This window comes from Pseudomonas sp. GW823-FHT03E05, from assembly GCF_058796855.1.
On sequence record NZ_JBXAJB010000004.1, the window covers coordinates 152031 to 164514 of the forward strand.

Sequence of the window (12484 nt, forward strand, 5' to 3'; positions counted from 1 at the left end):
CTGAAAAACAGATAAAGCTAGCAGGCAGCGTGATGCGTGACGGCACAGGCGCTTGCACGATCGCTTTCGCCGGCAAGCCGGCTCCTGCAGCGTTAGAGGGGAATGGGCCGTGTCGTTGACCTTGCGCCAGGTGCGCTATTTCGTTGCTACCGCCGAGATCGGGCAGATTTCCCAGGCGGCGCTGCACTTGAATATTTCCCAGTCGGCGGTGACCACGGCGATCAAGGAGCTGGAGGCGATGCTCGCCGTGCAGCTGTTCGTGCGCTCGGCCCAGGGCATGAACCTGACCGATGCCGGGCGGCATTTTCTCAATCGCGCCTACGTGATCCTGCGCAGCGTCGAAGATGCCCTGAACAGCCCGTTGCCGGACTATCGGGCCAGCGGCGTATTGCACCTGGCAGCCAGCTACACGGTGATCGGCTACTTCCTGCCGCACCACCTGCAGCGCCTGCAGCACTGGCACCCGGACGTCACCATCGAGCTCCATGAACAGGAACGCCAGGCCATCGAGCAAGGCTTGCTGGAAGGCCGCTTCGACATGGCAGTGGTACTCACCGCCAACCTGACGCACCCGGACATCGTCTCGCAGACCCTGTTCAACTCCGAGCGCCGGCTGTGGCTGCCGGCCCACCATCCGCTGTGCGAGCGCAGCAGCATCAGCCTGGCGGACGTGGCCGAGGAGCCGTTCATCCTGCTCACCGTCGACGAAGCCGAGCAAAGCGCCATGCGTTATTGGGAACAGGCCGGCCAGCAGCCCCGGGTGCGCGTGCGCACCAGCTCGGTGGAAGCGGTGCGCAGCATGGTGGCCAACGGCAGCGGCGTGGCGATCCTCTCGGATCTGGTGCACCGGCCCTGGTCACTGGAAGGCAAGCGTATCGAGACCTTGAGCCTGAGCGATGCGGTCACGCCCATGAGCGTGGGGCTGGCCTGGCACCGCGAGCGTACCTTCACGCCGGCCATGCAGGCCCTGCGCGATTATTTCCACGACGCCTTCCTGGCGCCCCAGCAACTCAGCGCCCGGCGCTGAACACCTTGCTTGGCGATCTCTTGCCGAACCTCCAGCGGCCTCAAGATCCACGCGTCTCCTACGGAGACGTTCGCAGCCTGCGGCAGCGGCTACACAAACCTAGTCAGGGGCAGGTCCAGCTACGCGCCGCGCCCGCAATCTGCCCGGCCAGCTGGGCGATGGCCTGTTGATGGGCCTGGACCAGGCTGTTCAGTTCCACACCCGCCGGCTGGCGGATCTGGCTGCTGCAGGTCAGGCTGCGGGCCGGGCCGCCCTCACCCCGCTGGCGCAGGCTCCAGACCACATCGATCAGTGCATAGCGCCCGGGCAGGGACTCGAAGCGCCGCACATCGGTCTGCAACGACAGCACCGGGCGCCCGGGCTGCTTGGGCAGGCCTTCAAGGTTGCGGGTACCCAGCTTCTGCTCCATCTGGCTGGCCAGGGCGTCGTGGAACTCATCCACCAGCGGCGCGCTCCAGCGCTGGGTTTCGAGGATCGCCAGGGTGCCGCTGTCCTGGCGCACCACCAATTGCGGCTGGTCCACCTGGACCGGAATCCGCACCGTGGACATTTCGAACTGCGGGCCCCCGGTGCGGGCCGCGCTGCTGCCTTCGGCCACCGGTGGCAGCAGGGTGTAGTAATGGGTGGGCGCGGAGCTGCAGGCGGCAAGTCCCAGGGTCAGGCAGAGCAACAGGGCACGGGTTTTCATGGCTGGGCTTCCGGTACGGATTCGCGAACAGAGGAGGATGGCGACTGGTAGGCATCCGGTTGATTGTCTTTGAGGCGCCCGCGGATCAGCGCTTCAGGATGACGCCCGAGGAAATCGCTGAGCACCCGCACCGAACGCGCGGTGCGCTGCACTTCCTCCATGGCCTGGCCGAGTTTCTGCCGCTGCGGCGAGTCTTCGGAGAAACTCTCGTTGGCGCTGGCCAGGGTCTTCTTGGATTGCTCCAGGGTGTCGCGCATCTGTGGCAGCACTTCGCCGTTGACCTGTTTGAGGGTCTTCTGCATCTCCGCCAGGCTGCCATTGAGGTTGGCGGCAATGGAATCGATCGGCAGCTTGCTGATCTTGTCCACCACGGCCTGCAACTGCTCCTGCAACTTGTCCATGCTGCCAGGCACAGTGGGAATCTCCAGGGGCCGTGCGGTAGCGTCATAGGCCACCGGCTTGGCGTTGGTGACAAAGTCCAGGGAGATGTACAGCTGGCCGGTCAACAGGTTGCCGCTGCGGGGCTGGGCGCGCAGGCCGTTCTTGACGAAGGCGCCGATCAGTTTTGCCGAGCGGGCGTCGTCTTCGCCGCCAGTCTGCTTCACCAGCTTTTCGTGGGCCTTGCCCAGCCGCTCGGGGTAGATCACCGCGCCGACCAGGGTCGGGAAATACTTGCGCTGCTCGTCGTAGTCCAGGTCCATGGACACCACCTTGCCGATGTTCACCCCGAGGAACTCCACCGGGGCATTCACCGACAGGCCGCGCAAGGCCTGGTCGAAGCGCATGCGAATGTAATAGGGCGCGCCGTCGGGCGGCGCCAGGGCGGTGTCCTGGTCGCCGAACAGGGTGTACTCGGCGTTCTCGTCAGCCGGCTTGGCGTTAGGGCTGTACTTGGGTTCGACGAAGGCAATGCCGCCGGCGAGGATCGACGACACCGACTCGGTGTTGACCTTCAAACCGTTGGCGCCGAGGGTCACGTCGACGCCGCTGGCGTTCCAGAAACGGGTGTCGGTGGTGACGTACTTATCGTTGGGCGAATTGACGAAGATCTTCACGTCCACGCCCTTGCCGCTGTTGGCCAACTGGTAGGACACCACCTGCCCCACCTCGATGCGCCGGTAATAGACCGGCGAGCCGATGTCCAGCGAGCCGAGGTCGTCGGTGTGCAGGGTAAAGCGCTTGCCCTTCTGCCCATAGGTGATGGGCGGCGGGGTTTCCAGGCCCTTGAAGCTGTCCTTGCGTTTTTCCGACTTGCCGGCATCGGCGCCGATAAAGGCCCCGGAAAGCAGGGTGTCGACCCCGGAAATGCCATTGGCGCCGATTCGCGGGCGCACCACCCAGAACAGCGAATCGTCGGCGGTGAAGGGTTCGGCGGACTGGTCCAGCTCGACCTTGGCCACCACCTTCTTGCGGTCGTCGCTCAGGGCGATGGAGGTCACCTTGCCGATCACCACGTTCTTGTACTTGACCTGGGTCTTGTTGGCTTCCAGGCCTTCGGCGGTCTGGAAGCTGATGCTGATTTCCGGCCCCGCCGAGAGTGAGTTGTGCACCACCATCGACAGCCCCACCAGGGCCGCGACAATCGGCACCAGCCACACCAGCGAGACATTGAAACGCCGCGTGCGCAGCGCCGGAGCGCCAGGAACGGGCGGGGGATTTGCTGCGTTGGAACCTGGATGATCAGACATCTTCAACCTCTGCGTCCCAGATAAGCCGGGGATCGAAACTCATGGCCGCCAACATCGTCAGCACCACCACCAAACCAAAAAACAGAATACCCATGCGCGGGTCGATCGAACTCAGGGCACGAAACTGCACCAGGGCCGCCACCAGGGCCACCACCAGCACGTCGAGCATCGACCAGTAGCCGATCAGCTCGATGAAACGATAGAGCTTGGCCCGCTCGCGCTGGGCCCAGAGGCTGCGGCGCTGGCAGGTCACCAGCAGGGTGCCGAGGACAAAGAACTTGCTGCAGGGCACCACCACGCTGGCGATGAAGATCAGCAGGGCGATGTCCCAGGAACCGTGTTTCCAGAACTCCACCACGCCACTCATGATGGTGTTTTCACTGGCGCTGCCAAAGATGCTGGTGTGCATCACCGGCAGCAGGTTGGCCGGAATGTAGAAGATCAGGCTGGCCAGGAGAAAGGCCCAGGTGCGCGCCAGGCTGTTGGGCTTGCGCGCATGCACCGGCGAATCGCAGCGCGGGCATTGATGCTCGGACGCCTGGCAGACCTGGCCGCAGGTGTGGCACAACATCAATTGGTGGTCCCGGGCGTAGGGTGGAGCGCTCATCAGTAGCGGCCCTCCAGGTCATCCCAGAGGTAGCGGATGTCCTTGCCGGAAATCAGGATGATCAGCACCGTGAGCATCGCCAGGGCCCACAGCCCCAGCCCCGGGTGCACATCGAGCATCCCCGCCAGCTTGACGATGGCCACCAGGATCCCCAGCAGGCACACCTCCAGCATGCTCCAGGGCCGCAGGTGCTCCAGAGCGCGCATGCTGGCCTTGAAGCCGGGCGCGGCGCGCCCCACATTGGCAAACCCCAGCACCCAGCACAGCAGGATGATCTGCAGGCACGGCGCAAGAATGATGGTCAGGCCGGTGATCGCGGCAATCAGGCTGATGCGGCCCTGGGCCAGGGCCTCCACCGATTGCCAGAGGGTCGCCTCGTTGCTCAGGCCTTCGAGGCTGATCTTGATCACCGGAAACAGATTGGCGAAGACGAACAACAACCCGGCGGTGATCGACAGGGCCAACAGCTGCTGCACACTCAGCCAACGGGCACGGGCCAGTACCGCGCCACAGCGCGAGCACTGGGCCGTCTGGCCTTTGCCGAGCGGCACGGACTCGTACAACGAATCGCAGTGTTCGCAGATGATCCAGTTGCGGGAAATAGTCATGGCCTTCAGATAGTCAGGAGGACAGCAGGTTCACTGAACGGAACCCGAAGCCGGGTATTTTCTGCAAAAGTAGAGGATGGTGTCTAGTTTTCTCTAGGACTGCACCCCACGCTCTACGCCATAATAGGCGCCCCCGGACATTTCGCTGACCATGACCGAATCCATCCCCTCCCCCACCGCTCCCCACCGAGCCCCCAAACAGTCCCGTGGCCACGAACGGGTGATGGCGATCCTCGACGCTTGTGCCCGGCTACTGCCCAGCCAGGGGGCGGCGAACCTGACCATGCACGGCATCGCCCGGCTGGCCGGTACCTCCATCGGTTCGCTCTATCATTTTTTCAGTGACAAGCAGCAAGTGCTGGAAGCCCTGGGCCAGCGCCACATCGAAGCCCTGAGCACCATCACCAGCGACCTGCTGGCGGTTGCTCCGCAGGTCTGGACGGGGTCCAGTGGCCGGCAAGTGATAGAGCGCATGGTGTTGCCGATCCTCGAATACCTGGAGCAGCACCCCGACCTGCTGCTGATGATCAACCCGGGGTTTGCCATGGGCCAGTTGCAGGCACCGGACCTGCGCCTGGAGATCAAGAGCGTCTATCGCCAGGTCCTGGCGCTGCGCCTTCCCCGGGCCAGTGCCGCCGAGCGCGAGGCCTACGCCATGGCCATGCTCGGCCTGCCCATCGGCCTGTTCCAGCTGGCCCTGGAACACCCCGAGTTCAAGAGCCAGCTGCTGCTCGAAGAAGTGCCGCGGGCGCTGGAAGCCTATCTGGCTGCCATCGAAGGGCGGCACCCGGCGCCCTGAAACCGGCTCAGTGAGCCAGGCGCTGTTGCAGCCACTTGTCCCGCAGCACGTCGTAGACCCAGTGATAGACATAGGTGTACGGCAGGAAGAACAGCAGCACGCCGATGTCCAGGATGAACGCCTGCAGCAGGCTGATATTCAGCCACCAGGCAATCATCGGTACGCCCACTGCCACCAGCCCGCCTTCGAACATCAACGCATGCAGGACCCGGGTCCAGCCGTTGTGGACCCACTGCAAGCGCTTGAGCAACCGGTCGAACAGGCCGTTGAACACCACGTTCCAGGCCAGAGCCAACAGGCCGATGCCGATGGTCACCAGGCCCATGTCGGCCATGGGCTTGTCCATGATCCAGGACAGCAGCGGGGTGCAGATCAGCACCGCCAGCAGTTCAAAACCTACCGCCTGGAAGATGCGTTCGTTAAGGGATTTCTGAAGGCTCATGGTCGGCTCCTTGAATGAATGTGTTGCCGATCTTCCAGGACAAGGCCGATACTTCATAATCAATAACCATCGAGCAGGGCGATAGCTCATGGCCTCACATGAAGTGCTGCTGGCGTTTGTCCAGGCAGCCACCCAAGGTTCCTTTTCCGCTGCCGCGCGCAAGCTGGGCAAGAGCCAGTCCACCATCAGTGCGGCGGTGGCCAGCCTGGAGATCGACCTCGACGTGCAGCTTTTCGACCGTTCCAGCCGCAAGCCCGGCCTGACCCCGGCCGGGCATGTGCTGCTGCAGCGTGCCGAAGCAATCCTGGCTGCCACCAGCCGCCTGGAAATGGCCGCCAGCCAGCTGTCCCAGGGCATTGAGGCGAAACTCACGGTGGCGCTGTCGGACACCTACCAGTCGGATCGCTTCGAAAGCAGCCTGAGCGCCTTCGAGCAGCGTTACCCGGACCTCGAGCTGGAATGCCTGATTGCCGAGTGCGAAGACCTGATCGCCCTGGTGCAGAGCGGCCGGGCGCAGATCGCCTTTGCCGAGATGCAGGCCGACTACCCGGCGGACCTGGAGCACAAGACCATGCAAGAGCGCAGTGAGATTTCCCTCTACGTGGCCTGCAAGCATCCCTTGGCGCAGCAGGCCCGGGTCGATGAGGAAAGCCTGCGCCAGCACCGTGAATTGCGTCTGGCCACCGTGCTCAACCCCTACGACAGCCGCTGCCAGGGCCGGGTCTGGTCGGCCCCCAGCTACCTGATGCTGCTGGAGATGGCCCAGGGCGGCTTTGGCTGGGCCCCCCTGCCGCGCTGGCTGGTGGAAGGTTTTGGCGCGGGCAAGTTGCAGGAGCTGAACGTGCGTGGCTGGCCGCGCACCGTGGCGGTGGACGCGCTCTGGTCGCGCCTGCACCCGCCAGGGCCGGCGGGCAGCTGGTTGCTGGCGCAGATGCTGCAATGACCGCGCTCGTCAGCGCCGCCCGCTAGCCGATTGGCCGCAGGGTGCGCAAGTAGTCATGCAGTGTGCGCAAGGTCGCCGACTCCAGCGCCTGCACGGCGTAGCACAAGCCGATCCGCCGGCTGGGCGCCGGCAGGTGCAAGGCCCGGCTTTCTACTCCCTCGCGGCCCTGCACCAGCGACAGCGGCAGCATCGCCACCCCCAGGCCCGCCGCCACCATGTTCAGCGCCTGCTTCAAGCTCCCGGCATGCCCGGCCTGGGCTTGCACAGCACCGCCATAGAGCGCCATCAGGCGCTGGTGCGAGGCGTGCTCCGGGCAAGTGACCCAGTCCTCCACCCGGGGCTGGGGCTGCTCTTGCTCCAGCAGCCTGTGCCCCACCGGCACCGCCAGCACATAAGGCTCCTCCCATAACGGAAGGAACAATTCGTCCTCGCAGCACAGCTCTTCCACCGCCAGGCGCGCGTCGCCGACACAGCCTTCCTGCAAGGTCAGCAACAGGTTGGGCAACGCCTGCTGGGCCATTCGTACGAAAGCGGAGACCTGGCTGTCGGCAATATCACCTTCTACTCCCAGCTCCAGCGCCAAACGGCTTTCGTCCTGGCGAAACAGACGGCTCAAGCTCTCGGCCTCGGCCACCATGCGTCGGGCCTGGGGATACAGCACCCGCGCCTGCTCGCTGACTTCAACACCCCGTGGCTGGCGCAGGAACAACTGCGCCCCCAACTCGTCCTCAAGCTGTTTGATGGTCACCGACAAGGTCGGCTGGCTGATGCACAAGCGCTGGGCGGCAGCGGTGATGTTGCGCTCCTCGAACACCGCAAGGAAGGCTTTGAGATGGCGGACATCCATAGAAAATACCGATGACAGACAGAGAAATAAGGCATTTTTCAGCCTCAAGAGGGCTAAATATACTGCCCGCCCCGTAAAGCCATGCATTTTTCTTATTCCTGGAGTCCTCCCATGAGCAAGCCTCTCGTCATCATCACCGGCGCCAGTTCGGGCATCGGCGAGGCCACCGCCCGCCTGCTGTCGGCGGCCGGCCATCCCCTCCTGCTGCTGGCCCGGCGCGTGGAGCGCCTGCACGCCCTGGAACTGCCCGACAGCCTGAGCCGCGCGGTGGACATCACCGACCGCGCCGCACTGCTGGCCGCCGTGGCGGAGGCCGAAGCGCGGTTCGGCCCGGCGGACGCCCTGATCAACAACGCCGGGGTCATGCTCCTGGGGGAAATCAGCCGGCAGGACCCGCAGCAGTGGGAGCGCATGCTCGACGTCAACGTCAAGGGGCTGCTCAATGGCGTACACGCCGTGGTGTCCGGGATGATCGAGCGCCGCCAGGGCACCCTGATCAACGTCAGTTCGTTGGCCGGGCGCAAGACCTTTGCCAACCACGTGGCCTATGTCGGCACCAAGTTCGCGGTCCACGGGCTCTCGGAAAACCTGCGCGAAGAGCTGGCGCCGCACAATGTGCGGGTCATCACCATCGCCCCCGGTGCGGTAGAAACCGAACTGCTGAGCCACACCACCGACGAGGCCATCAAGGCCGGTTACCAGGCCTGGAAACAGGACATGGGCGGTACGGTGCTGAGTGCAGACGATGTGGCCGGGGCCATTGCCTTTGCCTACCAGCAGCCGCAGCAAGTGTGTATCCGCGAGATCGTCCTGGCGGCGACCCGTCAGCAGGCTTGAACCGGGGCGCGGTTGGCGCCCCGGCGGGTTCGGTCGCAGCCTTCGGCAGCGGCTACTGGGGGAGCTGGGCCAGGCGCTGTTCGAGGAAGCGCCGCTCGGGGGCTTGCCGGACCAGGGCCAGGGCCCGCTGGTAGGACTGGCGCGCCGCGGCGATATGCCCCAGTTGCCGGCAGAAGTCGGCACGAGCGGCATGGGCCAGGTGGTAATCCTGCAAGTCGCCGCGCAGCAGGATCGCTTCCACTTGCGCCAGCCCGGCACCGGGCCCGTCGCGCTGGGCCAGGGCCACGGCACGGTTGAGCTCGATCACCGGCGAAGGCTGCAGGCGCAGCAGCACGTCATACAAACCGACGATCTGCGGCCAGTCGGTCTGTGCTGCACTCGGCGCTTCGGCATGCACCGCGGCAATCGCCGCCTGCAGGCAATAGGGCCCGGCCTGGCCGCTGCGCAGGCCGCGCTCTACCAGGGCACAGCCCTGCTCGATCAAGTCCTGCTGCCACAACCCGCGATCCTGCTCGTCCAGCAGGACCAGCTCGCCGTCGCTGGAAAGACGCGCGCCACGCCGTGACTCGTGCAACAGCATCAGCGCCAGCAGGCCCATCACCTCCGCTTCCGGCAACAGTTCCAGCAGCAGGTAGCCCAGGCGAATGGCTTCGCGGGTCAGGTCCTCCCGGGTCAGCTCGGCGCCCATGGAGGCCGAATACCCTTCGTTGAACACCAGGTAGATCACCCGCAGCACGCTCTCCAGGCGCTCGGGCAGCTCGCTCAACGCCGGCACCTGGTAGGGAATCCGCGCATCGCGGATCTTCGCCTTGGCACGCACGATGCGCTGGGCGATGGTGGCCGGCGTGGCCAGAAAGGCCCGGGCGATTTCCTCGGTGCTCAGGTCGCAGATCTCCCGCAGGGTCAGGGGTACCTGGGCATCCGCCGCCAGCGCCGGGTGGCAGCAGGTGAAGATCAGGCGCAGGCGATCGTCTTGCACGTCCTCGGCGCTCCAGTCGTCCTGTTCCAGTTGCTCGAGCTGGCTGAGCAGCGCCGCCTGTGACGCCGCGAAGCGCGCCCGGCGACGCAGGGCGTCGATCGCCTTGAAGCGGCCGACGGACACCAGCCAGGCCCGCGGGTTGTCCGGCACGCCATCGCTGCGCCAGCGCTCCACCGCCACGAAGAAGGCTTCATGCAGCGCCTCCTCAGCCAGGTCGAAATCCCCCAGCAGGCGGATCAGGGTGGCGAGGATCCGCCGCGACTGCTCGCGGTAGACCTGCGCCACCGTTGCCGCGATGACTTCCCGAGGCTGGTCGCTCATCAGTCCGGCAGGTCCCGGGTGACCAGGGCCACCAGGCGCTCCAGGCTCTGCCCCCAGCCCTCGTGAAAGCCCATGGCCTCATGGGCCTTGCGATCGGCCTCGGTCCAGTGCATGGCGCGGGCAGTGTAGAGGGTCTGGTCGCCCTGCTCCTCGAAGGTCACTTCAGCGGTCATGAACGGCTTGCCCGAGGGGATCCAGCCCGGCAGGTAGGCGTCGGTAAACACCAGCCGCGACGGCGCGGCGATCTCCAGGAACACCCCCATGGTCGGGTACTCGCTGCCGTCCGGGGCGCGCATCAGGGTACGAAACTGGCCGCCGACCCACAGGTCCATTTCACACTCCGGAGTGGTCATGCCGTGGGGCCCCCACCATTGCGCCAGCAAGGCCGGCTCGGTCCAGGCGCGAAAGACCTTGTTGCGCGGCGCGTCGATCAGGCGGCTGATGGACAGTTCATGCTCGGCGGACTTGCGGCCCGCGGTCTGGAAAGTCATCGCGAAACTCCTGTTTATCGTTGTTTTCAGGGATTCAATTCACGTACCGGACGCACTTCGACACTGCCGACCCGGGCCGCCGGTATCTGCCCGGCCACCTGGATCGCTTCGTTCAAGTCCTTGGCCTGGATCAGGTAGAAACCGGCCAACTGTTCCTTGGTTTCGGCGAACGGGCCATCGGTGATCGACAGCTTGCCACCGCGCATGCGCACCGTGGTGGCGGTGTGCACCGATTGCAGCGCCTCAGCGGCAAGCATCCGCCCGCTGCCCTGGACCGACTCGGCATAGGCCAGGCACTCGGCATCCTCGGGGCTGTCGGGCAGGCTGTGCAGCAACTGTTCGTCGCTGTAGACCAGGCATAGGTATTTCATGGGCACCTCCGGATTCGGGCTGAGCAACTATGGTCGCTGTTCGCCGCTTTGGCGAACCGCTGGTTGCTCAGGGTTGCAGGTCGAACTGGGTGGTCCCGGTGAGCATGTCGAACGGCGCCGACCAGTGCTCGTGCACCACCAGCCATTGGCCCGCACGGCGCTGGTAAGCGGCACTCACCCGCATCCAGCAGGCCTTGGTCACGCCCTCGGCATCGGTGCCACCGCAATGGGCCAGCCAGTGGGCGAAGGCCAGCTCTTCGTCGGCCAGCACCTGCAACTGATGGAACTCGAAAATGCCCGGGCCGGGGCAGACCTGCATGCACGCTTCCCAGTGTTCGCGATAGGCGGCCTTGCCCTTGAATTGCAAGGCACCGACCGCGTCGAAAGACGTGATGTCGTCGGCGTAGTAGCTGACAATACGCTGGATATCCCGGGCCATCACAGCCTGTTGCCAGTTGTCGATCAGGCTGCGGACCTGCGCTTCGTTGGATGGATTGTGCATGGCGAAACTCCTCATGAATGGAATGAACCGCTGCTGAACACCCCCTGCACCCACGCCGTTGAATGTTCAGTTCACCCTTAGTCGTCTGGCCATTCGCGCAATCGACACTGCGCATAAAAAAATTTACCGGCGGGGCAAAATCGCTAGAATCCGCACCCTCCCCCCACCGGATCTACGTGCCCGTGACCACTCGCCTGGTGCCTTACGAACAGCTCGACAGCCACCAGCATGCCCGCTTGCTGGAGCTTGAGGTGCTGCCCGGACAGAAGGCGTTTAGCGGGGACATTCATGGCGCGCTGTACACCCTCGACAACGCGCCGCGGGGAGCGATCAGGGGCTTTGCCCTGCTCAGCGAGGAGTGGCCGGTGGCCTTCCTGCTGCTCAAGCGCCCGCCCTGCCTGCCGGCCTGGGCCGATGCCGACAGCGCCAGCCTGCACGCCCTGCAAGTGGACCGGCGGCACCAGGGCCGGGGCTTCGGCCAGGCCTGCCTGCAAGCGGTGCCTGAGGCCGCCCGCCAGGCCTGGCCCGAGCTCAAGGGCCTGAACCTGGCGGTGGACAGCGACAACCAGCCGGCCCTCAGGCTGTACCGCAAGCTGGGCTGGGTGGAAAACGGCGAAGCCTGCAAGGGCCGGATCGGCTATGAACGGCGGATGGCGCTGGCGTTCTGACCCCAGGCCCGCGGCTGCAAACCCGATATCCGTTCTACAGCGACTGCACCATCTCGTGCCAGGCCATGCCGCCGTGGTCCGACTCCGACGCCTTGATGTAGACAAAACCAAAGCGCTGGTACAGCGGTACATGGCGTTCCTTGCACATCAGGTGGATGCGCGCCTTGCCCAGTTCGCGCATGCGCGCGATGAAGGCTTGCAGCAGGTGCCGGGACAGGCCCAGGCCCTGGAAGTCCGGGTGCACCACCACCGACATGATCACCACTTCCGGGCCCGCCGGGTCGTGGCCGATCAGTTCCTTGAAGGCCTCGTCGGCCATCTGCACATCGAAGGTAGCGCCGGAGTTGATGAAGCCGGCCACCACACCCTGCACCTCGGCAACGATGAAACCTTCGGGCCAGGTGGCGATGCGGGTGGCGATCTTGTCCCGGGTCGCGGCCTCGTCGCCTTCGTAGGCCAGGGTCTCGATGGCAAAGCAGCGGTCCAGGTCGGTGGGCAGGACGGTGCGGATCAGCGGAGTCGAAGCGGTCATGGGCGGCAACCTGGGGTCGGAGAAGGGCCGCCGATTCTACCAACAGTGCAGCCTGCGTATGCATTGCATAGGGATCGAAGGGGCCGCCGTAAAGCTTTCATATAAGCCCTGGCAACGCCTGCGCCAAGGGCTTA

16 protein-coding genes are annotated in these 12484 nt (G+C 65.1%); 5 read left to right on the forward strand and 11 right to left on the reverse strand.

Annotated elements, in window-relative coordinates:
* Positions 1 to 109: 109 nt before the first annotated feature.
* On the forward strand, positions 110 to 1027 hold the full coding sequence (locus AC1RCO_RS17520) for a LysR family transcriptional regulator (protein ID WP_011062808.1): 918 nt from the start codon (positions 110 to 112) through the stop codon (positions 1025 to 1027).
* A gap of 103 nt (positions 1028 to 1130) precedes the next feature.
* On the opposite strand, the gene AC1RCO_RS17525 is transcribed toward AC1RCO_RS17520, so the two are convergent.
* The 4 genes from AC1RCO_RS17525 to AC1RCO_RS17540 are packed head-to-tail and all read right to left on the reverse strand — an operon-like array spanning position 1131 to position 4618.
* Complete coding sequence (locus AC1RCO_RS17525) at positions 1131 to 1715, reverse strand: PqiC family protein (protein ID WP_072450735.1); 585 nt, start codon at positions 1713 to 1715, stop codon at positions 1131 to 1133.
* On the reverse strand, positions 1712 to 3403 hold the full coding sequence (locus AC1RCO_RS17530) for a PqiB family protein (protein WP_015636705.1): 1692 nt from the start codon (positions 3401 to 3403) through the stop codon (positions 1712 to 1714). Before AC1RCO_RS17530 ends, AC1RCO_RS17525 begins: the two co-directional genes overlap by 4 nt.
* Positions 3396 to 4010, reverse strand: a complete 615-nt coding sequence (locus AC1RCO_RS17535; RefSeq protein WP_015636706.1) for a paraquat-inducible protein A — start codon at positions 4008 to 4010, stop codon at positions 3396 to 3398. Before AC1RCO_RS17535 ends, AC1RCO_RS17530 begins: the two co-directional genes overlap by 8 nt.
* The gene (locus tag AC1RCO_RS17540; RefSeq protein WP_015636707.1) at positions 4010 to 4618 is read right to left on the reverse strand and encodes a paraquat-inducible protein A; all 609 of its coding nucleotides are present in this window, start codon (positions 4616 to 4618) and stop codon (positions 4010 to 4012) included. The genes AC1RCO_RS17535 and AC1RCO_RS17540 overlap by 1 nt, the downstream gene beginning before the upstream one ends.
* Before the next feature lie 151 nt (positions 4619 to 4769).
* Between AC1RCO_RS17540 and AC1RCO_RS17545 the strand changes: the two genes are divergently transcribed.
* Positions 4770 to 5417 (forward strand): TetR/AcrR family transcriptional regulator, encoded by a 648-nt coding sequence (locus tag AC1RCO_RS17545; protein WP_492617901.1) that lies wholly within the window; start codon positions 4770 to 4772, stop codon positions 5415 to 5417.
* 7 nt (positions 5418 to 5424) lie between these two features.
* On the opposite strand, the gene AC1RCO_RS17550 is transcribed toward AC1RCO_RS17545, so the two are convergent.
* Positions 5425 to 5859: a multidrug/biocide efflux PACE transporter gene (locus AC1RCO_RS17550; protein WP_011062813.1), complete on the reverse strand. Its 435-nt coding sequence runs from the start codon at positions 5857 to 5859 to the stop codon at positions 5425 to 5427.
* Between the two features lie 88 nt (positions 5860 to 5947).
* On the opposite strand from AC1RCO_RS17550, the gene AC1RCO_RS17555 reads away from it, so the two are divergent.
* The gene (locus AC1RCO_RS17555) at positions 5948 to 6802 is read left to right on the forward strand and encodes a LysR family transcriptional regulator (RefSeq protein WP_015636709.1); all 855 of its coding nucleotides are present in this window, start codon (positions 5948 to 5950) and stop codon (positions 6800 to 6802) included.
* Positions 6803 to 6824: 22 nt separating this feature from the next.
* On the opposite strand, the gene AC1RCO_RS17560 is transcribed toward AC1RCO_RS17555, so the two are convergent.
* Positions 6825 to 7649 carry a LysR family transcriptional regulator gene (locus tag AC1RCO_RS17560; protein ID WP_011062815.1) on the reverse strand — a complete coding sequence of 275 codons (825 nt, stop codon included), beginning with the start codon at positions 7647 to 7649 and terminating at the stop codon, positions 6825 to 6827.
* Positions 7650 to 7760: 111 nt separating this feature from the next.
* Between AC1RCO_RS17560 and AC1RCO_RS17565 the strand changes: the two genes are divergently transcribed.
* Positions 7761 to 8486 (forward strand): SDR family oxidoreductase, encoded by a 726-nt coding sequence (locus tag AC1RCO_RS17565; protein WP_492617902.1) that lies wholly within the window; start codon positions 7761 to 7763, stop codon positions 8484 to 8486.
* 52 nt (positions 8487 to 8538) lie between these two features.
* On the opposite strand, the gene AC1RCO_RS17570 is transcribed toward AC1RCO_RS17565, so the two are convergent.
* The 4 genes from AC1RCO_RS17570 to AC1RCO_RS17585 all read right to left on the reverse strand — a co-directional run bounded on the left by AC1RCO_RS17570 (position 8539) and on the right by AC1RCO_RS17585 (position 11150).
* Complete coding sequence (locus AC1RCO_RS17570) at positions 8539 to 9786, reverse strand: RNA polymerase sigma factor (protein WP_011062817.1); 1248 nt, start codon at positions 9784 to 9786, stop codon at positions 8539 to 8541.
* Positions 9786 to 10277 (reverse strand): SRPBCC family protein, encoded by a 492-nt coding sequence (locus tag AC1RCO_RS17575; RefSeq protein ID WP_220223153.1) that lies wholly within the window; start codon positions 10275 to 10277, stop codon positions 9786 to 9788. The genes AC1RCO_RS17570 and AC1RCO_RS17575 overlap by 1 nt, the downstream gene beginning before the upstream one ends.
* 26 nt (positions 10278 to 10303) lie before the next feature.
* Positions 10304 to 10648, reverse strand: coding sequence for a YciI family protein (locus AC1RCO_RS17580; protein ID WP_011062819.1), 345 nt, complete (start codon positions 10646 to 10648; stop codon positions 10304 to 10306).
* A gap of 67 nt (positions 10649 to 10715) precedes the next feature.
* The gene (locus AC1RCO_RS17585) at positions 10716 to 11150 is read right to left on the reverse strand and encodes a YybH family protein (RefSeq protein WP_019093589.1); all 435 of its coding nucleotides are present in this window, start codon (positions 11148 to 11150) and stop codon (positions 10716 to 10718) included.
* A 182-nt stretch (positions 11151 to 11332) separates the two neighbouring features.
* On the opposite strand from AC1RCO_RS17585, the gene AC1RCO_RS17590 reads away from it, so the two are divergent.
* Complete coding sequence (locus AC1RCO_RS17590) at positions 11333 to 11818, forward strand: GNAT family N-acetyltransferase (protein ID WP_220223155.1); 486 nt, start codon at positions 11333 to 11335, stop codon at positions 11816 to 11818.
* Positions 11819 to 11852: 34 nt separating this feature from the next.
* On the opposite strand, the gene AC1RCO_RS17595 is transcribed toward AC1RCO_RS17590, so the two are convergent.
* Complete coding sequence (locus AC1RCO_RS17595) at positions 11853 to 12350, reverse strand: GNAT family N-acetyltransferase (RefSeq protein WP_011062822.1); 498 nt, start codon at positions 12348 to 12350, stop codon at positions 11853 to 11855.
* Positions 12351 to 12484: the final 134 nt, after the last annotated feature.

Excerpts from the sequence above, each read along its gene's own strand:
- AC1RCO_RS17565 (WP_492617902.1), top strand. The coding sequence starts at position 7,761 with ATGAGCAAGCCTCTCGTCATCATCACCGGCGCCAGTTCGGGCATCGGC.
- AC1RCO_RS17525 (WP_072450735.1), bottom strand. The coding sequence starts at position 1,715 with ATGAAAACCCGTGCCCTGTTGCTCTGCCTGACCCTGGGACTTGCCGCC.
- AC1RCO_RS17530 (WP_015636705.1), bottom strand. The coding sequence starts at position 3,403 with ATGTCTGATCATCCAGGTTCCAACGCAGCAAATCCCCCGCCCGTTCCT.
- AC1RCO_RS17570 (WP_011062817.1), bottom strand. The coding sequence starts at position 9,786 with ATGAGCGACCAGCCTCGGGAAGTCATCGCGGCAACGGTGGCGCAGGTC.
- AC1RCO_RS17535 (WP_015636706.1), bottom strand. The coding sequence starts at position 4,010 with ATGAGCGCTCCACCCTACGCCCGGGACCACCAATTGATGTTGTGCCAC.
- AC1RCO_RS17580 (WP_011062819.1), bottom strand. The coding sequence starts at position 10,648 with ATGAAATACCTATGCCTGGTCTACAGCGACGAACAGTTGCTGCACAGC.
- AC1RCO_RS17595 (WP_011062822.1), bottom strand. The coding sequence starts at position 12,350 with ATGACCGCTTCGACTCCGCTGATCCGCACCGTCCTGCCCACCGACCTG.
- AC1RCO_RS17560 (WP_011062815.1), bottom strand. The coding sequence starts at position 7,649 with ATGGATGTCCGCCATCTCAAAGCCTTCCTTGCGGTGTTCGAGGAGCGC.
- AC1RCO_RS17540 (WP_015636707.1), bottom strand. The coding sequence starts at position 4,618 with ATGACTATTTCCCGCAACTGGATCATCTGCGAACACTGCGATTCGTTG.
- AC1RCO_RS17550 (WP_011062813.1), bottom strand. The coding sequence starts at position 5,859 with ATGAGCCTTCAGAAATCCCTTAACGAACGCATCTTCCAGGCGGTAGGT.
- AC1RCO_RS17555 (WP_015636709.1), top strand. The coding sequence starts at position 5,948 with ATGGCCTCACATGAAGTGCTGCTGGCGTTTGTCCAGGCAGCCACCCAA.
- AC1RCO_RS17585 (WP_019093589.1), bottom strand. The coding sequence starts at position 11,150 with ATGCACAATCCATCCAACGAAGCGCAGGTCCGCAGCCTGATCGACAAC.
- AC1RCO_RS17545 (WP_492617901.1), top strand. The coding sequence starts at position 4,770 with ATGACCGAATCCATCCCCTCCCCCACCGCTCCCCACCGAGCCCCCAAA.
- AC1RCO_RS17575 (WP_220223153.1), bottom strand. The coding sequence starts at position 10,277 with ATGACTTTCCAGACCGCGGGCCGCAAGTCCGCCGAGCATGAACTGTCC.